At 32.4% G+C, this 22,102-nt stretch carries 13 protein-coding genes, 1 tRNA gene and 3 rRNA genes; 5 read left to right on the top strand and 12 right to left on the bottom strand.

Annotated elements, in window-relative coordinates:
- The first annotated feature begins 2 nt into the window (after nt 1-2).
- Nucleotides 3-920 carry a PTS system mannose/fructose/sorbose family transporter subunit IID gene (locus LEBU_RS02310; protein ID WP_012806549.1) on the top strand — a complete coding sequence of 306 codons (918 nt, stop codon included), beginning with the start codon at nt 3-5 and terminating at the stop codon, nt 918-920.
- 93 nt (nt 921-1,013) lie between these two features.
- On the top strand, nt 1,014-1,391 hold the full coding sequence (locus LEBU_RS02305) for a DUF956 family protein (RefSeq protein WP_012806548.1): 378 nt from the start codon (nt 1,014-1,016) through the stop codon (nt 1,389-1,391).
- A gap of 717 nt (nt 1,392-2,108) precedes the next feature.
- Here the strand turns inward: LEBU_RS02305 and LEBU_RS02295 are convergent.
- The 4 genes from LEBU_RS02295 to LEBU_RS02280 all read right to left on the bottom strand — a co-directional run bounded on the left by LEBU_RS02295 (nt 2,109) and on the right by LEBU_RS02280 (nt 6,904).
- Nucleotides 2,109-2,185 (bottom strand) — tRNA-Asn (locus LEBU_RS02295).
- 15 nt (nt 2,186-2,200) lie between these two features.
- A 5S ribosomal RNA gene (rrf, locus tag LEBU_RS02290) occupies nt 2,201-2,313 on the bottom strand.
- Between the two features lie 62 nt (nt 2,314-2,375).
- Nucleotides 2,376-5,280, bottom strand: a 23S ribosomal RNA gene (locus tag LEBU_RS02285).
- Between the two features lie 112 nt (nt 5,281-5,392).
- Nucleotides 5,393-6,904, bottom strand: a 16S ribosomal RNA gene (locus LEBU_RS02280).
- Together the 16S, 23S and 5S rRNA genes with 1 tRNA gene alongside form the textbook arrangement of a ribosomal RNA operon.
- Nucleotides 6,905-7,537: 633 nt before the next feature.
- On the opposite strand from LEBU_RS02280, the gene LEBU_RS11835 reads away from it, so the two are divergent.
- Together LEBU_RS11835 and LEBU_RS02275 are read left to right on the top strand one after the other, a co-directional pair.
- Complete coding sequence (locus tag LEBU_RS11835; protein ID WP_157859501.1) at nt 7,538-7,711, top strand: hypothetical protein; 174 nt, start codon at nt 7,538-7,540, stop codon at nt 7,709-7,711.
- 1,788 nt (nt 7,712-9,499) lie between these two features.
- On the top strand, nt 9,500-10,657 hold the full coding sequence (locus tag LEBU_RS02275; RefSeq protein WP_012806547.1) for a CapA family protein: 1,158 nt from the start codon (nt 9,500-9,502) through the stop codon (nt 10,655-10,657).
- Nucleotides 10,658-10,699: 42 nt separating this feature from the next.
- Here LEBU_RS02275 and LEBU_RS02270 read toward each other — a convergent pair whose 3' ends face one another.
- The 8 genes from LEBU_RS02270 to LEBU_RS02235 all read right to left on the bottom strand — a co-directional run bounded on the left by LEBU_RS02270 (nt 10,700) and on the right by LEBU_RS02235 (nt 21,635).
- Entirely contained in the window at nt 10,700-11,959 is a 1,260-nt protein-coding gene (locus tag LEBU_RS02270; RefSeq protein ID WP_012806546.1) for an efflux RND transporter periplasmic adaptor subunit, read from the bottom strand.
- Nucleotides 11,960-11,976: 17 nt separating this feature from the next.
- A complete protein-coding gene (locus LEBU_RS02265) occupies nt 11,977-14,661 on the bottom strand; it encodes an acetate and sugar kinases/Hsc70/actin family protein (protein WP_041760762.1) in 2,685 nt (894 codons plus the stop codon).
- Between the two features lie 17 nt (nt 14,662-14,678).
- On the bottom strand, nt 14,679-15,599 hold the full coding sequence (locus tag LEBU_RS02260) for a serine/threonine-protein kinase (protein WP_012806544.1): 921 nt from the start codon (nt 15,597-15,599) through the stop codon (nt 14,679-14,681).
- A gap of 170 nt (nt 15,600-15,769) precedes the next feature.
- Nucleotides 15,770-17,044: a hypothetical protein gene (locus LEBU_RS02255; protein ID WP_012806543.1), complete on the bottom strand. Its 1,275-nt coding sequence runs from the start codon at nt 17,042-17,044 to the stop codon at nt 15,770-15,772.
- A 16-nt stretch (nt 17,045-17,060) separates the two neighbouring features.
- A complete protein-coding gene (locus LEBU_RS02250; RefSeq protein WP_012806542.1) occupies nt 17,061-19,430 on the bottom strand; it encodes a PP2C family protein-serine/threonine phosphatase in 2,370 nt (789 codons plus the stop codon).
- A 212-nt stretch (nt 19,431-19,642) separates the two neighbouring features.
- Nucleotides 19,643-20,275 carry an FHA domain-containing protein gene (locus LEBU_RS02245; RefSeq protein ID WP_012806541.1) on the bottom strand — a complete coding sequence of 211 codons (633 nt, stop codon included), beginning with the start codon at nt 20,273-20,275 and terminating at the stop codon, nt 19,643-19,645.
- Nucleotides 20,276-20,309: 34 nt separating this feature from the next.
- Nucleotides 20,310-21,128: an FHA domain-containing protein gene (locus tag LEBU_RS02240; protein WP_012806540.1), complete on the bottom strand. Its 819-nt coding sequence runs from the start codon at nt 21,126-21,128 to the stop codon at nt 20,310-20,312.
- Nucleotides 21,129-21,200: 72 nt separating this feature from the next.
- Nucleotides 21,201-21,635: a J domain-containing protein gene (locus LEBU_RS02235; protein WP_012806539.1), complete on the bottom strand. Its 435-nt coding sequence runs from the start codon at nt 21,633-21,635 to the stop codon at nt 21,201-21,203.
- A gap of 216 nt (nt 21,636-21,851) precedes the next feature.
- Between LEBU_RS02235 and LEBU_RS02230 the strand changes: the two genes are divergently transcribed.
- On the top strand, nt 21,852-22,085 hold the full coding sequence (locus LEBU_RS02230) for a hypothetical protein (protein WP_012806538.1): 234 nt from the start codon (nt 21,852-21,854) through the stop codon (nt 22,083-22,085).
- Nucleotides 22,086-22,102 lie beyond the last annotated feature (17 nt).

Here is a 22,102-nt window from a genome sequence, read left to right as displayed (position 1 = left end):
AAATGGCAGAAAATAAGAAAGTAAAATTAGAAAAATCAGATCGTTTTAATATAATGTTACGTTCACAATTTCTTCAAGGTTCTTGGAACTATGAACGTATGCAAAATGGAGGATGGGCTTACGCTATAATTCCTGCATTAAAAAAACTATATCCAAATAAAGATGATGCTTCAGCAGCTTTAAAAAGACATATGGAATTCTTTAATACTCACCCATATATTGCCGCGCCTATTTTAGGAGTAACTTTAGCTCTGGAAGAAGAAAGAGCTAATGGGGCTCCAGTTGATGATGCGGCTATCCAAGGGGTAAAAGTTGGAATGATGGGACCACTTGCAGGAATTGGAGATCCAGTATTCTGGTTTACAGTACGTCCAATTTTAGGAGCAATTGCGGCTTCATTGGCGGCAGATGGATCACTTATAGCTCCTTTATTTTTCTTCATTGTATGGAATGTAATTCGTGTGGCTTTCTTATGGTATACTCAAGAATTTGGTTACCAAAAAGGTGCTGAAATTACAAAAGACTTATCAGGTGGTTTATTACAAACTATTACTAAAGGAGCATCCATTTTAGGAATGTTCGTTATGGGAATACTAGTTCAACGTTGGACAACAATTAATTTCCCAATGGTTGTATCAAAAGTTCCTTTAGCAAAAGGGGCTTATATAGAATTTCCAAAAGGTTCTGTAGACGGTACTCAGTTACAAAAAATTCTTGGAGATGTAGCAAAAGGACTATCGCTTTCTCCAGAAAAAGTAACAACTTTACAAGATAACTTAAATCAACTAGTACCAGGATTAGCGGCTTTACTATTGACTTTCCTATGTATGTGGTTGCTTAAGAGAAAAGTAAGTCCAATTGTAATTATATTTGGATTATTTGCAGTGGGAATTTTAGGACACTTAGTTGGAATATTTTAAACAACTATAATGATTTTATACAAAAAAAGAAGTTGGAATTAAAAATCCAGCTTTTTTTCTAATAAAAAAATGAAAAAGAAATGAGGAATAAAATTGGCTATTTCAATGAATACAAAAGTTCTGTATACAACAAAAGCAAACACATTAAATGGAATGTTTGGCAATAAAAATGGAAATATTCTTGTAGGAAACAATGCTTTTGAATTTTATAACAGTCGTAATCCTGAAGATTATATCCAAATCCCTTGGAATGAGATTATAAGAGTAAGAGCTCAGCTTTTTTTCAAAGACAAGTATATTCGTGGTTTTTTCATAGATACAAAAAATGCTGGAACATATAATTTTGTTGTAAAAAATGCTGGAAAGACGTTAAAAATCATGCGTGATTTCTTAGGAAATGAAAAAATCGTACGAAATAAGCCTTTATTGTCCATGAAAAACATATTTAATCTATTTAAAAAAAACAAATAAACTATTTAAAGTCCTATATTACTGAGTATACTTAAATAAAGGAAATAAAAAATCCCAAGTTTAGATATACTCAACTCTAGTTTTATCTTTTATATTCAACCTTATGAGCATCTTTTTTATCATTCATTCTAAAAAATCATATTAATCATATTACAGTTTTCCAACAAGTTTAAAAAAACAATTGATACTTTCAGAAGCAGAAGTAGAAATCTTTTGAGATAATTTCTTCTCTTTTTTTGTCTGTAAATTTTACCAGGTATCCATCTCTTAGAAAGTATTATTAATATTTTTTCAATCATTTTATCAACCATATTTTTGAATAAGAGAAAAATCAAAAGGATTAACTCCCATTGCTGACTAATTAAATTTTATGTCTAACTTTTTAGGGATCAATTCAATCCATTTTCTCGTCGCTTCTTTTAAAATTCATCAAATATTCACTTAGGGCGTGTCTGAAAACTCTAAAAATGATGAATTTTTAACAAATTTTTCTAAAATCAAAATAATAAACACAGATTTTATCGTGATTTGTAAATTTATAAAATCAAAAAAACATTAAAAATAACATAGATTTCAAGTTTTCACACACAGCCTAATCATTATGTATAAAAAAACATAAATTTACTTTTCTTTTTTTGATAGTAACTATTTAAAAAATAACTAACTGTAAATGATATGCTATGAAGTGAAATTACAGGAAAGAAAAATTAAAAAAAATGGCGTCCCCGGTTGGACTCGAACCAACGACCCTCTGATTAACAGTCAGATGCTCTAACCGGCTGAGCTACGGAGACACACAAAAGAAAAAAGTTTGGCAACTACCTATTTTCCCGGGACGAATCCAAGTATTTTAGGCGTAAACAGACTTAACTGCCGGGTTCGAAATGTAACCGGGTGTATCCCTGCTGCTAACATCACCAAACTTCAAAAATTAAATTGTCTAATTAAGACAATGAGAAATAAATAGTAGTAGTAAAAGATTAACTTAAAAAGCAGATGTAATATTAGTACCAGTCAGCTGAATGCATTGCTGCACTTACACCTCTGGCCTATCAACCATGTGTTCTCCATGGATACTACGAATACTCATCTCAAAGACGGCTTCTCGCTTAGATGCTTTCAGCGATTATCCGTTCCAGACGTGACTACTCAGCCATGCCACTGGCGTGACAACTGATACATCAGAGGTCTGTCCAACCCGGTCCTCTCGTACTAAGGTCAGAACTTTACAGTATTCAAGCGCCTGCAGTGGATAGGGACCGAACTGTCTCACGACGTTCTGAACCCAGCTCGCGTGCCTCTTTAATGGGCGAACAGCCCAACCCTTGGGACCTTCTCCAGCCCCAGGATGAGACGAGCCGACATCGAGGTGCCAAACACTTCCGTCGATATGGACTCTTGGGAAGTATCAGCCTGTTATCCCCGGGGTAGCTTTTATCCGTTGAGCGACGGTCCTTCCATACGGAACCGCCGGATCACTAACTCCTACTTTCGTACCTGCTCGACCCGTCAGTCTTGCAGTCAAGCTCCCTTATGCGTTTGCACTCTTAGGCTGATTTCCATCCAGCCTGAGGGAACCTTTGAACGCCTCCGTTACTCTTTTGGAGGCGACCGCCCCAGTCAAACTGCCCATCTAGCACTGTCTCCGTTACCAGATTAGAATTTCAACGGCATATGGTTGGTATTCCAACGACGACTCAGTTAAAACTGACGCCTTAACTTCACAGTCTCCCAACTATCCTATACACACACAGCCAAAACCCAATGCCAAACTACAGTAAAGCTCCACGGGGTCTTTCCGTCCTACTGCAGGTAGTCGGTATCTTCACCGACATTACAACTTCACCAGGTCTCCAGCCAAGACAGCTCCCAAATCATTTCACCATTCGTGCAGGTCGGAACTTACCCGACAAGGAATTTCGCTACCTTAGGACCGTTATAGTTACGGCCGCCGTTCACCGGGGCTTCAAATTGGAGCTCTCACTCCTCCTCTTAACCTTCCGGCACTGGGCAGGTGTCAGCCCATATACGTCGCCTTTCAGCTTAGCATAGACCTGTGTTTTTGGTAAACAGTTGCTTGGGACTCTTCACTGCGGCCTGTTTCCCCTTGAGGTGTTTCTCCTTTCAGGTATATCAGGCACCCCTTCTCCCGAAGTTACGGGGCTATTTTGCAGAGTTCCTTAGCTAGAGTTATCCTGTCGGCCTTAAGTTTCTCACTCTGTCCACCTGTGTCGGTTTACAGTACGGGCACTATTTTTCATCGATAGAAGTTTTTCTTGGCAGTGTAGGATCTGTGACTTATGCTAATGCACTTCCCCATCAGGTCTCACATTTAGACACGCGGATTTACCTGCGTGTCCATGCTACATCCTTAGAAAGACTATTCCGTCAGTCTTCTCACATACCTTCCTGCGTCACTCCGTCTCTCAAGCGATAATAGTGGTACAGGAATATTAACCTGTTTTCCATTCGCCATCACATTTTTGCTTATGCTTAGGTCCCGACTTCCCCAGGGCGGACAAACCTTCCCCTGGAAACCTTGGACTTCCGGCCGGCGGGATTCTCGCCCGCCTTCTCGCTACTCATTCCTGCATTCTCACTTCTGATGCCTCCAGAAAGCCTTGCAGCTTACCTTCGACGGCCTACAGAACGCTCTCCTACCAGGCGTGAAAACACGCCTCCGCAGCTTCGGTTTATGTCTTAGCCCCGTTACATCTTCGGCGCAGATACTCTCGACCAGTGAGCTGTTACGCACTCTTTCAAGGTATGGCTGCTTCTAAGCCAACCTCCTGGTTGTCTGTGAATATCCACCTCCTTTCCCACTTAGACATAATTAGGGACCTTAGCTGGCGGTCTGGGCTGTTCCCCTCTCGTCCATGGACCTTGTCATCCATGGACTCACTCCTGACGATTAATATATGGTATTCGAAGTTTGCTTGATTTCGGTAAGCAGTACGCCCCCTAGATCATACAGAGCTCTACCCCCACATATCTTAACATCAAGGCTGCACCTAAATGCATTTCGGAGAGAACGAGCTATCTCCTAGTTCGATTGGCTTTTCACCCCTAGACCTATCTCATCTCCCAACTTTTCAACGGCGGTGAGTTCGGCCCTCCACTGAGTCTTACCTCAGCTTCAGCCTGGACAGGCCTAGATCACTAGGTTTCGCGTCTATGACCAGCGACTTAACGCCCTATTAAGACTCGGTTTCCCTTCGGCTCCGCTTTATTAACCTTGCCACTGATCATAACTCGCAGGATGATTAACCAAAATCCACGCAGTCACACATAAAGTGCTCCTACCGTTTGTAAGCACACGGTTTCAAATTCTATTTCACTCCCTTGCTCAGGGTTCTTTTCACCTTTCCCTCACGGTACTCTTCACTATCGGTCAACAACAGTATTTAGCCTTACGTGACATGGTCCACGCTGATTCACGCCAGATTCCTCGTGCCTGACGCTACTCGGGTGCTTCCAGTTGTTATATATATTTTATGTTCTACAGGACTATCACCTTCTTTGGTTCAGCTTCCCAACTGATTCTACTTACATACATACAACTTAAACATTATGACAATCCGTTAATGGAAGTCCCACAACCCCGTGTCAGCAATGCTGTCCGCTTGACACTGACACGGTTTAGGCTTATCCCCGTTCGCTCGCCGCTACTTAGGGAATCGTTTTTACTTTCTTTTCCTCCCGTTACTTAGATGTTTCAGTTCACGGGCTTACCGTTTTCACGCATATCCTCCAGATATGCAGGTTTTCCCATTCGGAAATCCGGGGATTAACGATTATGTGCATCTACTCCCGGCTTATCGCAGCTTATCACGTCCTTCATCGGCTGTTGTTGCCTAGGCATCCTCCGTGTGCCCTTATTAGCTTTTTTCTCCAGAATAACTTTTACTCTAGTTTATTGTAATCTTTTACCTACTATTCATTTCCCATTGTCCTAATAATGAACATAGACATAAGAAGAAGCAGTGTTTGTTACTCCTTAGAAAGGAGGTGATCCATCCGCACCTTCCGGTACGGATACCTTGTTACGACTTCACCCCAATCACTATCCACACCTTAGACGCCTTCCTCCTTACGGTTGGACCGGCGGCTTCAGGTGCAAACAACTCTCGTGGTGTGACGGGCGGTGTGTACAAGACCCGAGAACGTATTCACCGCAGCATTGCTGATCTGCGATTACTAGCGATTCCGGCTTCATGAAGTCGAGTTGCAGACTTCAATCCGAACTTGGACCGGCTTTAAAGATTGGCTAAACGTTACCGTTTTGCAGCTCTTTGTACCGGCCATTGTAGCACGTGTGTAGCCCAGATCATAAGGGGCATGATGACTTGACGTCATCCCCACCTTCCTCCTGCTCTTCGCAGGCAGTCTCGCTAGAGTCCCCAACTTAATGATGGCAACTAGCGATAGGGGTTGCGCTCGTTGCGGGACTTAACCCAACATCTCACGACACGAGCTGTCGACAGCCATGCACCACCTGTCTCCACGTTCCCGAAGGCACTGCCTACTCTCGTAGGCATACGTGGGATGTCAAGATCTGGTAAGGTTCCTCGCGTTGCGTCGAATTAAACCACATGCTCCACCGCTTGTGCGGGTCCCCGTCAATTCCTTTGAGTTTCAGCCTTGCGGCCGTACTCCCCAGGCGGATTACTTATCGCATTAGCTTCGGCACGGACACTCTTCATGCCCACACCCAGTAATCATCGTTTACAGCTAGGACTACCAGGGTATCTAATCCTGTTCGCTCCCCTAGCTTTCGCACTTCAGCGTCAGTTGCCGTCCAGTGAACTATCTTCATCATCGGCATTCCTGCACATATCTACGAATTTCACCTCTACTCGTGCAGTTCCGTCCACCTCTCCAGCACTCTAGCCAAACAGTTTCCAGGGCAGGCTTGCGGTTGAGCCGCAAGTTTTCACCCCAGACTTGTCTAGCCGCCTAGATGCCCTTTATGCCCAATAATTCCGGATAACGCTTGCGACATACGTATTACCGCGGCTGCTGGCACGTATTTAGCCGTCGCTTCTTCTGCAGGTACCGTCACTTTCTTCTTCCCTGCTGAAAGCACTTTACAATCCGAAAACCTTCTTCGTGCACACAGAATTGCTGGATCAGGGTTGCCCCCATTGTCCAATATTCCCCACTGCTGCCTCCCGTAGGAGTAAGGGCCGTATCTCAGTCCCCTTGTGGCCGTTCACCCTCTCAGGCCGGCTACCTATCATCGCCTTGGTGAGCCGTTACCTCACCAACAAGCTAATAGGACGCAAAGCTCTCCTGCAGCATCTCTTTTCATTGCCGGGCACATGCGTGCTGGCAATTATATCAGGTATTATCAGTCGTTTCCGTCTGTTATCCCTGTCTGCAGTGCAAGTTCTTTACGCGTTACTCACCCGTCCGCCTTGGCTAGGCTGTGCAAGCACAGATTTGCCAAAGACTTGCATGTGTTAAGCATTCTGTCAGCGTTCATCCTGAGCCAGGATCAAACTCTTCATTCAATATATTTTACATATATTTAATTTCACCTTTTGTCTTGACGAGAATCTTATCTTATAGACAAGAGTTCTTGACATTAATATTTATCTTTTACACTTATTGCTTCTTCTATTCTTATATCATTGTCCTTTGATACCTTTTTGTATCGACAAGATATATATTATCATAATTAAATTTATTTGTCAACTACTTTTTTTCAACTTTTCACGACAAACGCATGAAAGAAATCTAAAAAAAGAGGTGTAATATTAATGTATCTTAAGAAAGAAACTAGTAAAGATGTTAGAAGATAAACTAAATCTAAAAGAATTGTTAATATACATTACTCAAATAGAGGATGAAAGGTAATTTTCTAAAATAAAACATAAATTGACTGATATTGTCATAATTACTCCTTGCGAATTTTGAATACCGGAAAAAGATTGAAAAATTTGCAAAGATGTATTTCAAGACATTAAAAGATACCTGGAACTACCAAACGGCATACCTTCACATGATACAATTTAAAGAGTTATGATTACAATAGAGTCTGAAACAATAGAAGTTCTTTTAAGAAAATAGATAGAGCTAAAAATTTCCGGAGAAAATAAAAAATAAGAAAAATACTTAATATTGATGGAAAATTTTTAAACGGAATGAAAAATAATGCTCCGTTAGACATAATGTCTGCATATTCTGAAGAAGATGGAATCTGTTATTCACAAGTAGCGGCGGAAGGAAAAAGAAAGGAAATAGAAGTAATATTGCGGCTGCTTGATAAAATATCACTAAAAGAATGCGTAGTGATAATAGATGTAATAGGAACTTAAAAAGAAATCATAAAGAAAATCAAGAAGAGGAATACTTTTACCTTCAAGTAAAGGGAAGTCAAAAGGCTTTAAAAGAAGATATTGGAGGACTATTTTAGATGCCAAAGAATTTAGAAAGAAATTTAGTAGGATAATAAAAAATATATTATATCATTAAATGTAAGAAGATATTTAAAATTATTTTTTTATATATAGAAATGCTGTTGTTAAAAAATGGAAAAATATAAAGAATTTGACAACACCGTAGTCAAAAATGTTTCCATGGTTATGTAGTTACGATAATAGAGCAACATAATTACAAATCAAAAAGTGACAGTTTTGGCGGATATCCGACTTTTAAATATTTAGTTCTATGCATTTTTTTAGCATTTTGTCCTCTGATTTTTTGTATAGTATTATACAATAAATACTTTATACAAAACAAACTAAAATATATCTTTAGTAACAATCAGAGTTTACTAAATTCCTTCAAATTTTATAAAAAAATTATTAATTTCTAACATTTTGGATTCATTAAACTTTTTATTCACAAATTCCTCACTTGCAAGAATATCTCTAAAGAATTTGTTAAAATTTTCTTCTGCTGTTAATTAAGTATCCAAATTTATTTTTTATAAATATTTAGTAAGAAAAAAAAGAGAAAAAAGAAAATCCCGAAGTATTCAGCACTAACTCTGACATTTTTACTATGAACTGATTTCTGCTATTCATATTTTCAAAAGAAACTTGAAATACAATCTACATGTCTATGCCATCGTTTCCTTAAGCGATTTTACGTTCAAAAAATGAGATCTTAACGTTAACACTATCGCAAAACAATGAAAATACTATCTCCTTAAAATTATTGAAAGCAATAACTATCCTAACAAAAATTAAAAAAAGCTATTTAAAAATACTGCCACAAGCCTTTTCAAGGAAAATAAAAGATTCTTCTTTAAATGTCGGTAATACACCATCAACAGCACAAAAGCATTCTCAAGTCCTTGAAAAATACCTTATTACTGAATACGGAATTACTGATATTACTTGAATGATAAAGTCTCTTTCTTTATTTAATAACCTGAATAACGATAAAAAAACTTATATTACTATGCCCATTGAAAAATTTATTTCATAAATCTTAATCCATCTTATGCCTAAACATTTTAAAATGGTAAACTTGTATATATTTTTTCTAAGTATAAACTTCAAATACGATTGATTTTAAAAAAATATTGCTATGTTAAGACACTACTTCTATCAGAGACAGATGTACAAAACTTTTAGAAGGAATCACTTTTACTGTCCAGTATGTAAACTTAAAGTGAGTATTTGAGAATTTTATCATTGCGGTATCCACGTTTTAGAAATTATTATCAATATTTTTTTTATACAATTGATTTATTATGCATATTTTTTGATAATATAAGAAAATATAAATTTATTTTCTTTACTAAGTAGGAAAATGTTGTTAAATTATAATAAAATTTGATGAAAAATTGAATAGTAAAAAAGATTATCCAAATAACAATACAATATAAAAAATATTTAAAATTTAGCAGTCTCTCTTTGTTAATTGTTTGTTACTAACTGAAAAAAGGAAATTTCAACATGCTATTGTCCTAAATTCCTAAAAGACGTATTGCTTTTTATACTAAAAATGTGTAAAATATACTAAACAAATCAAAAAACATTTATAGTAATACCTGTCAAACTTAAAAAATTATAATTATCTGCTGAAAACAATATACTCAAGCAATTTTATCAGTTTGATTTTAAAGGTATTCGAGTATATTAGGAAAGGAATTTATGAAAAAATATATTTTATTAATTTTATTGAGTATTTCTGTTTTTTTAGTCCTGTCATTTGCAGCTATTAGTACAAATTCTGATTTTAAAGACTTTATAACAAAATTTATTAATTCTGAAAAAAATTTTAACAATCAACAAAATGCCGCTAACAAAAATGATGAAAAAAAAGAATTTACAATAATCGGTGTCGGAGATATAATGCTTGGCTCAAATTATCCATCTCAAGATTTGCTTCCTAAAAATGATGCAAACATTCTTCAAAATACACAAGATATTTTACACAATGCAGATATAACTGTCGGAAATCTTGAAGGTACATTATTTGATACTGGCGGAAAGCCTAAAAGCTGTGGTAATCCGAGTGTCTGCTATGTTTTCCGAAGTCCATCCAGATATGGAAAGTATTTTAAGGAAGCTGGATTTGACTATCTAAGTATCGCTAATAATCACAGTAATGATTTTGGAGAAACTGGAATCAGGGAAACTATGAAAAATTTAGATAGTTTAGGTATAAAATATGCGGGAATAAAAGGAATCGTTGAAAGCGCAGTTTTAGAAAAAGATGGCAAAAAATTTGGATTTGTTTCTTTTGCTCCCAATTTAGTTACTGTAAAATTAAGTGATTACAGTTATGTAAAAAAACTTTTAACTGATTTAAGACCAAAAGTTGACATATTAGTTGTTATGTTTCATGGTGGTGCTGAAGGTGCGGGTGCAGAACATATTCCAAGAAAAGATGAAATTTTTCATGGTGAAAATCGTGGAAATGTCTACGAATTTGCTCATTTTGCGATAGATAATGGAGCTGATATTATTTTCGGTCAAGGCCCTCATGTTACACGTGCAATTGAACTTTATAAAAACAAATTTATTTCCTATAGCGGTGGAAATTTTGCAACTTATGGGAAAATTAATATTTCTGGTTCTATGGGACTTGCTCCTATTTTTAAAATAAAAACAGATGACAAAGGTAACTTCATTTCTGGAGAAATTATTCCCGTAAGACAAACTCATGGAAGTTTTGGTCCTTTTGTAGACAATGAAAAATCGGTTATTAAGAAAATCATCTCATTAAATAAATCTGACTTTCCTAAAGGAAATGGGCTTTCTGTTAATGAAGACGGAAAAATTTTAAAATCTGACAGCTCTAATTAAAATAATCTTTTTAACAATCAGGGTAGCTTTTATCCTGATTTTTTATTGTTTTCTTTTTAATCTAATAATTTCCCTTTCATTTTCATTCATTCTATTCTCTAATTTTTCATTTTCTTTCTCAAGTTTTTCCAACCTTCTTTTATTCTCCAGTTCTTCATCCTGAATTTTTTTCCGTTCCACAATTACATTATTCCCAATCTTTTCATCAGGATTTCCAACAATTTCCATTCCTTCCTCAATATCAGTCCCCAAAACTTCAATTTTTTCCCCATTATCAATTCCAACCAAAACTTCCCTTTCTTTAACCAAATTATTTTTATCAATCAAATAAATATAACTCTTCTTATTTTTTAAGACAACAGCTTGTTTAGGAACTGTCAGAATATTTTCCTTCTTTTGATAAAATACACGAATATCCACATTTTCATTCAAAAATAATTCTTTAAACGAATCTAGAAAAAATTCAAATATACTCATATTATTAATTTTATTAATTTTAAAGAGTTTTCCTTCAACAATTTTCTTTTCTGAATATAAATCTGAACTTTCTTTTAAATTCTTATTTGATAAAATTTCCTTATTTTTTCCGTCTTCAATTTTTACTAACTTTTCGAGTGTCTTTTCTTTACCAGCTTTTTTATTTTCTCTTTTAGAAATACCAATTTCTGCAATATTCCCAATATTTAAATTTTTTACTTTTTCATTCACTACACTTTCACTAACTATTTTTAAATTTTCTTTCCTTGCCAAAATCAATACCGGTTCATTTTCATTTGTAATTCCTCCCTTTAAAGCATTAATTTTCACAATATAGGCATCAAATGGACTTCTTACAACTCTTTGAATTAATGGCATATTTTTTAATTCTTGCTGTATTTCTAGTTTTAGTGCCGAAATTTCTCCTTGCAATTCCTGAATTTTCTGATTAACGTCGGCTCCTAATTTTTTCTGTTTTTCTAAATTTCTTAATTGTGAACTTTTAATTGCAAGCAGCATTTTTTTCTCATTGATATTATTTTTCTGATAATCGCTAAATTTTACTATTATATCGCCCTTTTTCACAAAATCTCCTGTCTTATAGTAAACATCATCGACAGAAAGATTTAAATTTATTCCTATTTTAGTAACATTACTTGCAACAGCAGTTCCCTTCATATCTACAAATAACTCAATATTTTCACGTGTTATCTTTTCGATTACATATTTTTTATTAATTTTCGGAATACAGAATTTTATCATTAAGAGAAGAATAAAAATTAATATTGTAGGTAAAATCCAAATTATTTCATCTTTTTTTCTCAAAAATCTGCTCTCCTTCTCTAATGATTTCCATCAAAATAAGAATTTTCACTTAAATTATCTTCATAAGGGAAATACTCCTTACGTCCCAGATAAAGCTGATCGGCTTTCCTTTGAATTGGAACGATAAAAAATCCCCAGTTATTCAAATCCGTATAAACGAAAAATCTTACTGTATTGTTTTGAATTGTATCTGTATCATTTTGAGAAATTATGTTTGTAAATTCAGGTAAAATTTCTTCTGCATCCATCTCTTCATAGTCATCTTCATTTTTATAAATCATTTCCTTTTTCAATTCACCTTCAGCATTATAAACATAAATTTTCAATTCTTCCGCAGATATTTTTTTATCAATTTGCCCTATCAAAATATCAGCTTTTCGTGAAGTCTGTATCATCTCGACTTTTTCTCCGTCATATTTTTCCACCCACACCGAATACGGCACAAGCGGAACTTCATTCACAATTTCCACATCCATATGCCCAAACCTTTTATAGTCAAGGTATTTTATAGCTCCATCCAAACAGTTCAGTTTCAGCTCATAATCATCACGGTGACTCAATTCCTTATATTCAATCATTTTTCCTGGTACAAATTCCTTTAATACTTCCTGAAATGTACTGATTTTCGTTGACTGACCGCTCAATTTTATCAATGAATATTCAAAAAGCAGACCTTCTTTGTAATAAGTATTCAAAAACTTTCTGAGCATCCCGTAAATATCTGCTTTTACTATTTTTTCGATTTCTTTTATTGTAAAAATATTTTTTGGGTAATCCGTTATCGTATGAAAAATTCTATTTTCGTAAGTATGTATTTTCCAGCTTTTTAACTGAGTTATATGAATATCGTTCCGTTTTTCATAATTTCTTGGAATATCAAAACGAGTTCGCAGTCTTCCATCAGATGTAAAAAATTCCTTTTTCAAATTTTCAGCGGCTTCCCATAACATATAAAAATTATTCCGTATTTTTCTATACTCTTCACTCATTTTATTTTCAAAATGTGAATACTTTGTTGGAATTATGTTCTCATATTTTTCATATTCCAAATTCATTTTTTCAAAAATTTTTTCAACTCCGCCATCATCAATTACTTTATAAATCATATCATTGTCATATTTTATCAAATCATTAATTGAAATAATCTGATTTTTAGAATATTTTGCTCCCAGCACAATTTTCAAAAACTGCATAATTCTATAAGTCAAATCATTCCCGCCAAAATTTTCATCTCCATTTTCAAAACTTGTCCTTATATCCAGATAATATGAAATCCTGTCTCTATTAATTACATATTTACAAGCCGCTAAGTCTGTAGTTCCACCGCCACAGTCAATAATTAATGCGCTATATTCCTCATTTTCCTTATATCTTCCCTTTTTTATCTGTATTTCAATCGTATTGTAAAGCACTGCGATTGCTTCATCCATTGCATTTTCACGAATAATTTCATATTCATAATGTCTTTCATTGGAGAATTTATTACTTTCGTTAATTTCTTTTTCAAAATTTTCCTTATTTTTAGAATTTTTTCTCCTGTAATTATTTTCCACTGTAAAAATTTCCTGAAACATTGTCAAAAACTGTTCCTTCAATTTTACAGGACTGGAAGCGTGAATCTTTTTAAATTTACATTTGAACATATATTCCGCACGATTTACAACATATTTCAAATACGCCTTTATTATATCCTTCCTTTTCACATACAAAATATTTCCAAATTCATCATTAATTTTCTCAAGTTTATTATGTTCATGAACCCACCTTTTTAAGCTATAAAAAATCGAACCATTGACAATATAGTCATTTTTTTCCAATTTTCTCAAAACATCATAACCAAACGAATATTTTATATTTTTAGAATCGCTGCAATCATCCACATAAACAAGTGTTGGAAAAATCTCACGGTAATGTCTTTCTCCATCATCAAATTTCACATAATTTATCGCATCAATCACAACATTTCCATTTAAAATATCATTAGTTGGCAGCTCTTTCACGTAATTTTTATCTAAGTATGCTCCTACAGCGGTATTTACAGTTCCAAAATCAATACAAAGCGGAGTATTTGTCATTTCTAGATTTCTTACAATAAAATTTTCAATTTCAACTTTGTAATAATCCATTTGGTACGGATAAAGCGGTTCCAATTCATCTTCCTTTAAATTATAGAATTTATGAATAAATTTTAAATCACTTTCTTTAAAAAACAAAAATGAAAATTTATTATTTCTCAATTTTTCAACTCTAAAAAATTTTTTCCTGCTTATTAAAAAATATTTATTTCTACTTTTTAAATCCTTTTCCAGCTGGAAAATTCCACATAGATAATTATTTGCATTTATAAGAAAAACATTTGCACTGCTTACGTTTTCAGGAATTTCGATTTTATAGTTATCTTCCTTCATCAAGTCAAGTTCCTTATACAAAATAATTTTATGTGGAACTTTTATTTTATTCTCATTATGAATCCTTTCCCCAAGTTTACTGTCAAATAAATGCTGAACGTTCGCAAGTCCATTTTTATTGTATTCATCTATGCAGTAATTTTCCTTGACTCCCCTATATTTCATCAGAAGAGCAATTAATTCCTCCCTTGTAGGAGTTTCCAGATGAACATTTACCAAATTTTCCTCAATCGCAATCTGATACATTTCATAATAGGATTTCTTTCTTAATTCTTCCTCATAAAACAGTTTCATTTTTAACTTTTTCCCTTTCATTTACAATTTTTCAAAACTTTTGGCTCAAATTTTTTTATTTCTTCCACCATTTCCTTAACGCTCCCAAATCTTTTTTCCCTTTCATACTCAAGCCCCTTTTTTATAACTTCTTCCATTTTCTTAAATTTTTCAATCTTTTCAAATCCCAAAATAACTTCCCGCTCAAATTCCAATTCTGGCTTATAAAATCTCTCAATTACTCCATCCACTTTTTTTCCACAGAACATAAAGTACAAAATTGCCATTAGCGAGTAAACATCACTTCTTTCATCAATCTTTATTTTTTCAGAATAAATTTCAATCGGCGAATATCCTTCCGAAACCTTTATAAATTCAATTTTTCCACCTTTTTCCACACTAGTTCCAAGATCAATAATCTTTATATTTCCCCTAACATTAATCAAAATATTTGAAGGCTTTAAATCACAATGAATAATATTTTTTTTATGAATTTGGCAAACTAAATCTGCAATTTTAAAAAATATTTTCAAAATCTCATTTACTTCCAGCCCTTTTTTTCCAATTCTATTTTCCAAAATATATTTTTTCAAAGTAATTCCGCAAAAATATTCTGTAACAATATAATTTGTGTCATTTTCACTAAAAAAATCAACAATTTTTACAATTCCACTTTCATTTTTCGTTTTTCGCTTTTTAGATTTTTTCAAAAATCTTTCCAAAATACATTTCTCTTTAAAAAAATTTTTCTTAAAGTTTTCAAAGTCTTTTTTATATTTATTAGTAAAAACATATCTCCCATTCCGAATAACAATTTCTTCTGGAAAACATTCCTTAATAATTACTTTCTCATTTTTTTCATTTTTCGCCAAATAAATATTTGAAAGTTTGCTCTTTGCTACATAATTTATAATTTTATATTTTTTTTTAAGTCTGGTTCCTTTTGATAAAAAATTCATTTTATTTTTTTCCTTTTTATACAGTAATTTTTAATAATATTATAGCGATACCGCTTTAAAACAAAATCCAAAAGTTATGAAAATTCTACTCAAACTTTGGACTCGTTTAATTTTTTACAATTAAACATTCGAATATTCAAATATATCTAAAAAAACTAAAAATTTAATTTCTATCCTAAAACATTCCCATTTCTATCTCTTCCAAGAATTTCCCAGTTTTTTTCGATTTCTTTTTCCAATTCTGAAATTTTATTATTTTTTTCATCTTTAAAATTTTTATTTTCCACATATAAATTTTTATTTCTAATTCGCTTATATTTCGATTTTTTCACACTTTTATATTGTTTCTCCATTTTGTTGTCCACATTTTTATTTTTAGAAATTATCATATTTTCAATATTTCTTTTGAAATTATTTTTAAATTTAGTTTTTTCTTTTTTCTCTTTTTCTATTTTAGTTTCCTTTTTTATTTCTTCATTCTCAAAAAAATCGTTTCCAAACTTAATTTTTACCTTTTCAAAATCATCATTTTTTACTTTCTTTACAATGCTCAGATTGCTTTTAATAAAATTATTTATTGTAAAATTTTTATTAGAAACCTTGTTTTTAATAACAGGATTTTTTGAACTTTTCAAATGATTTTTCTGAATATTTTTTCCAACTGAAACAAACATAAAAATAAATACTATAGCTAAAAACAAATATTTTGAGAATATTTTTTCATGATTATTACCCTTACGATTTTCAATATCTTCCAAATTATTTTCTTCAATATTCTCAATCTCTTCGACAAAAATCGAAAAAAATGGAATAACTTTATTTATTTTCTTCTCAAATTTTTTTACTTTTTCACTTAAATTTTTTTCAATATTCTCCTTACTTTTCTTATCAATATGAATCTCCGTAAGTTCATTTTCATCAATAACCTCCCAAAACTCAGGACTCCCAGCCAGTAAATAATCATTTTTCTCTAATTTTATATTTTTTATTTCTTCCTCACTTATTTTTCCAAAAATTTTATTTCCACGATATAAAATAAACGCTGTTTTTCCTGAATTTCCAACAATTATATTATCTTTATCAATCATAATATTTAACTGAGAATATAAACTTTCAGATTCAATTCTTTCTAAATTTTCAATATTTTTTTCTAAATTCATTTTCTCAAAAATAACTTTTTTACTAGAATTTTTCATTATTTTTTCCATATTTTCAATTGAAAAATCATTATTTTCAAAATATTTCTCAATAGTTTTCCGCACTCCAATCTGTGCTAAATTTATTTTTTCAAAATTACTATTCTTCTTTTTTTTACCTTCATTATAGCTAGCTATACTCCAAATCCCCTTATTTCCATTCGGAACATATGCAGAATATGTATTTTTTTCAACTATTTTCTCGTATTCCTTAAAAAAATAAGTGTCCAGTTTGATATTTTTTACCATTTTACCTCCATTTCTTCTAAAAGATTTTCCAAAATTGCCACCACTTCCTATTTGCTTTTTTTTCAGCCTTTTTCAATTTTTTTTCGATTTCCTCTATCTCTTCCTTTTTTGCCCCATTCTTTTGCAAATTATCCTTTGCACCTTTAAACTCTTCCACAGCTTCCTTCCACTTTTTATTTTTAAAATTTTCATCCCCCTTCTGTTTTAATAAATATCCTTCACTTTTTCCTATTTTTTTATTCAAATCTTCAATTTTAGCCATCTGATTTCCAAAATTTCCTGTTTCATTAATTTCTTCAAGTATTTTTTTAGCATTTTCATATTTTGAAATACTTTCTTCGTAATTTCCGTTTATAACCATCGTATCAGCTTGTATTTCCAGATTTATCGCATTTTCCATTTTTCTGGATATTTCTTCTCGTCTTTCCCGTTCCTTTTCCATTTCCTGCTGCTGTGCCTTGATTTCCGTTTCTTTTATTGATAATTCCTGTTGTGCTTGCATTTGTTGCTGTTTTAACTGTTCTGAATATTCTATTTCCTGCTGTTTCAGTTTTTCGGCATTCTGGCTTTCAAACTTTATAAATTCCTGTGCCTGATTTATGAATTTTTCCACAGCTTTTGCATTATTTTCATCTTTCATTTTACGATAAATATTTTTTGCCTGCGTGAAAATGCTTATTGCTTGAGCAGGATTGTTGGCTGTTATTTGGGAAAGCCCTTCCTGAACAAGGTTATTTGCAGTTTGCAGTTCAGCATTTTGCTGCGAATTTAATTCCTGAATTTTATTGTCAATTTCCCCGACTTTCACAGTATCGCCTAATACCTGATACATTTGTCGTGCCTGATAATATGCTTCTCTTGATGAATTTATGTTGCTTTGTGCCAAGGAATCACCCTTATTTTCTGCCAGCATTGCTCCACTATATGCAGTTTTTTCTTTCTCTGCTATATTTTCCAGCTTTTTTTCAACTTGTGAAACATAATCAGCACGCCCATTTTCCAAATACATGTCAGACGCATTTTTATAGCTTACTTTTGCCAAATTATAGCTTCCTTGAGTAACTGCATTATCTCCAGCGGTTTCCAAACTTTTTGCTTCCTTTAATTTAACAGTCGAATTTATCCGCGAATCTAATGTGGTTAAGATTTCTTCTGTATTCAATTCATCTCTTTTATAGCTGTTCTCATTCAAATTATACTTAGCTTGCTGATATTTTACATTTGCTTCATCATAATTTCCGCTGTTAAACATTTCATTTCCTTCATTAATATCCGAAAACGCCCTTTTCAATTTTTCAGTTTCATCAATTTTTTTGCTTATTTCCTTAATTTTTTTATCCGCTTCCATTCTCTTATTTTCAGCATTTGTAAGGAAGCCTATTACTCCTCTGCTTTTCGGCTTTAACTTTTCATATTCTCCAATTTCCAATTTCAAATTATCAATCGAATTATTAAAATTTTTCCTTATTACTTCCTCATCTGCCAGCTTTTCATACTGTGTTGCCGCCTGTAAAATATTATTTCTCCTTTTTACATTCCAAATCACAATAAATAAAATAATTACAACTGCAATTAATACTCCCAAAGCTATCTTTTTTATAATTTTAGCTTTATCTTTTTCCATTGGCTCCTTACTTGCAACAGCCTGAATTTCCACTCCTGCAATTGTATAATTTTCAATATTCTCCCTTAAAGATGCAAGTATCCGTTTTTCCAACGAATTTAGCCATTGCTTCTTATCTTCAAACCGAGATAAATCATTTTCCATATCGTAATCGTCAATATTTTCCCAAAAACCAACTGTTGTCATACAAAAAATATCTTTTTCAAGCAGTTCAATCGGCTCTTTTATAATATTTGGCTTAATTTTTCCAAAATCTCCAATTGCCTGCAGCAAATCATTTCTTTGCCTATGAAATCGCATATCGGATGTATTTAACGCTTTTTCTTCTACCAGAAGCTGTGCAATCGTATCATCACTGCTCTGAGAAACGATATAGCCTCCTCTAATGTGATAAAATCTTGTGTTTCCTATATTTCCATATAAAATTGAATTGTAATTGCTGATAATAATTAATAGGGAAGTGTGCATAAGAGAATATTTTTGAGTTTCTTCCTGTTTTTCCTTTACTTTCAGATTTGCATAGTTCATCATTTCCTTTATTACTTCATAGTTAAATCGTGGACGTAGCATAAAATATTCGATTACAGATTCTACTGCTATTTTTGCAGCTATCTTTGCCCCATTTTCTTCATCAAATCCATCCGCCACAACCCAGATTGCATAATTATCAAGCAAAACATATCCAAAAAAATCACTATTTTCAGCCTTTGTTCCAGCTTCACTCAAAAATTTTGTAATAAATTTTGCTTCATCTTTCCTCATTCCCCAATTTCTCCCCTTATATTTATTTTTAATTTTTTAAGTAAAATCATTTTTTTCTAAAATTATAGCTTTTTATCAAAATTCTAAATTTATAGTAAAATTACTTTAAAACCGAACTCAAAGGCTATGACTATTTTACTCAAACCCTGAGTTTATATAATTTTTAATAGTTCAATTTTAAATAGGTTCGAGTATATTTAGATTTTTCCAACTTAGTTTTGAAACATTTCTTCATAATCTTCAATTTTTACTTCTAAATTTCCCTTTTTACTACTTTTTTTCCTAAAATTTTTATTTCTGAATTTTTCAGAATCGTCTTCTCTCGATTTCTCCTTTTCCCAGTCAAAATAATCTCCACACAAATTCACAAACACAAATTTACTTTCTCCCATTTCCATAACTGAATAAGCCCGCAACTCAACTGTATTATAAACAGCTTCTCCGTTCAAATATATAAGTCCGTTGGCATCTCCAGGAGTTAGCATAAATTTTCGCTGTTTAGGATTATAGCTTATTGAACAATGATTTTTTCTTGAAATCATGCTGTCTCCTAAAATTTGAATATTCATATTCTCACCACGTCCAATAAAATTCCTTTCGCTCACAATCCTGTAGTCTTTCCCCTTGTCATGTCCTTCAATACACGTAATCCATCCCACAACAGGGTCAACCACGCTATCTTTTGACCAATATGCAGTCGTTCTATCCTCATCTTCCATTTCTTCCACTAAATTAATTTTATCTTCCAGAACTTCTGTTTCCAATCCTTCAGATTTGCAGTACGGACACAAGCTATATCTTGAAACATCATACATATGTCCATTTTTACATCTATCCAACTTCATTTTAAATTTTTCCTCCTATTTATTCATTTTTAAATTACTTTAATAATATTTTTGTAGTCGCCAAATAAATTATATCTCCAGATTCTACTTTTACTGGTATATTTTTCTTTAATTTCATTTTTCGCTTGTCTAAATTTCTCTCGATTCCACTTCCATTCTGAGAACCTAAATCTTCGTAATACCAAATTCCATTCACTCGATTTAAAATCCCGTGAGCTCTGCTAACCAAGTTAGAATAAATTCCTTCACTCACATCTATATCCACCCGATTTCTAGGCGTTTCTTTTCCAATCAGAAGTGAAGTCGCTCTTCCAACTTTCCAGATTTTCATATCATAATCTTCTGAATCTTTCAAAAATATATGCTCAATCTGCTTTTTCTCTAAATTCTCTATTTCCTTGACTCTTTCTAAAAACACACTATGCTCTCTTTCCCGCTCGTTCTTTATATTTCTAATTTCCTCCTCCACTTCAACTTTCTCAAAAAATCTTTCCACAATAAGTAAATAAAGTGTAACTCCAATGTAAACAAATATTGAAAGATAAAGGCTCTTTGTTGAATATCCAGAAAAATGTACAAAAACAAATGTAATAATCAAAATTAACATTATTAAAATATTTTTTAGGCTCAAAAACTTGTAACTTTTCTGGTTTCTAGCATTTAATTTCCGTTTTTCATATTTTTTAATTCCCTTATCCACACTAATGCTATTTTTTTCAATATTAAAATTTTTATTTTTTTTAATTCCTGTAACACTTCTTAATCTTTCGAGCCTATAAATACTCCCACGACCAAGCGGTTTTCTAAAAATATTCCTAAAATTTCCAAAAATTCTCCTAAAAATCCAAAACATAATTACTTTCCTTTCCATATAAATTGCAAATTATACAAATTAAATAAAACTTGCCTTTTCAAAAATATAATTTTATTTTTTACTCTGCATATCAAAAAAATTTTCAAACCGCCCTTTAATATTCTCCTTTTCCATCTCCACCTTTTTCTTCCCCATCTTATTCAAATTAAAACTATTTTCAAACATTTCTTTCATTTCACTCGCACTTTTAAAAAATTCTTTTCCAAACGAGAAATTATTATCAGAAAAATTATTTTTATTTTTTAAATTTTTATTTTTATTATTTTCCTGTCCATTTTTAAATTTTCTCTTGTTGTCATACTCCTTCCTCTTTTTCTCATCTCCAAGAACTTCATAAGCCTCTGTTATTTCCCGAAACTTTTTTACAGCTTCATCATCTCCAGGATTTTTGTCAGGATGATATTTTATCGCCAATTTTCTATATTTCTTCTTTATTTCTGAAAAATCGGCATCTTCTTTTATTTCTAGTATTCTATAATAATCCATTTTCCTTCCTTTTTATTAATTTTATTTTAACTATATTTAAATAATACTATATTTTTTAACTTTTGTCAATTATTTTTTAATCATATTTTTATATTTAAAAAAATAAATTTTTAAACTTCACAAAAAAGACATAAATTTTACATAATTTTGACAAAATTAAATGATACTATATTAGTGTTCTAGAAAAGAAATAAAAATTTGAATGGAGTGATTTATATGAAAAATACTTTAAAGAAAATAATCGCAGTTTTAGGAATTACAGGAATATCAATAGTGTCATTTGCTGTTCCGCCTACAAATATACGAAAACCAAAAACTAATATTAGTCAACCCAAAAAGAAATTACCGCCTAAAAAGAAATCACCAGGTAAAGACGATAAAAGAATTAAAAACTTTATAAAACAACATCCAGTAAAAAAAGAGGAATCTCAAAGAAGAAGAAAGAAATAATAGAATAAAAATATTTA

The sequence above is a fragment of the Leptotrichia buccalis C-1013-b genome, from assembly GCF_000023905.1.
Taxonomy (GTDB): domain Bacteria; phylum Fusobacteriota; class Fusobacteriia; order Fusobacteriales; family Leptotrichiaceae; genus Leptotrichia; species Leptotrichia buccalis.
This window is presented reverse-complemented; position numbering and strand designations above follow the sequence as displayed.

Excerpts from the sequence above, each read along its gene's own strand:
- LEBU_RS02230 (WP_012806538.1), top strand. The coding sequence starts at position 21,852 with ATGAAAAATACTTTAAAGAAAATAATCGCAGTTTTAGGAATTACAGGA.
- LEBU_RS02260 (WP_012806544.1), bottom strand. The coding sequence starts at position 15,599 with ATGAATTTTTTATCAAAAGGAACCAGACTTAAAAAAAAATATAAAATT.
- LEBU_RS02275 (WP_012806547.1), top strand. The coding sequence starts at position 9,500 with ATGAAAAAATATATTTTATTAATTTTATTGAGTATTTCTGTTTTTTTA.
- LEBU_RS02310 (WP_012806549.1), top strand. The coding sequence starts at position 3 with ATGGCAGAAAATAAGAAAGTAAAATTAGAAAAATCAGATCGTTTTAAT.
- LEBU_RS02265 (WP_041760762.1), bottom strand. The coding sequence starts at position 14,661 with ATGAAACTGTTTTATGAGGAAGAATTAAGAAAGAAATCCTATTATGAA.
- LEBU_RS02240 (WP_012806540.1), bottom strand. The coding sequence starts at position 21,128 with ATGTTTTGGATTTTTAGGAGAATTTTTGGAAATTTTAGGAATATTTTT.
- LEBU_RS02250 (WP_012806542.1), bottom strand. The coding sequence starts at position 19,430 with ATGAGGAAAGATGAAGCAAAATTTATTACAAAATTTTTGAGTGAAGCT.
- LEBU_RS02245 (WP_012806541.1), bottom strand. The coding sequence starts at position 20,275 with ATGAAGTTGGATAGATGTAAAAATGGACATATGTATGATGTTTCAAGA.
- LEBU_RS02235 (WP_012806539.1), bottom strand. The coding sequence starts at position 21,635 with ATGGATTATTATAGAATACTAGAAATAAAAGAAGATGCCGATTTTTCA.
- LEBU_RS02255 (WP_012806543.1), bottom strand. The coding sequence starts at position 17,044 with ATGGTAAAAAATATCAAACTGGACACTTATTTTTTTAAGGAATACGAG.
- LEBU_RS11835 (WP_157859501.1), top strand. The coding sequence starts at position 7,538 with ATGAAAAATAATGCTCCGTTAGACATAATGTCTGCATATTCTGAAGAA.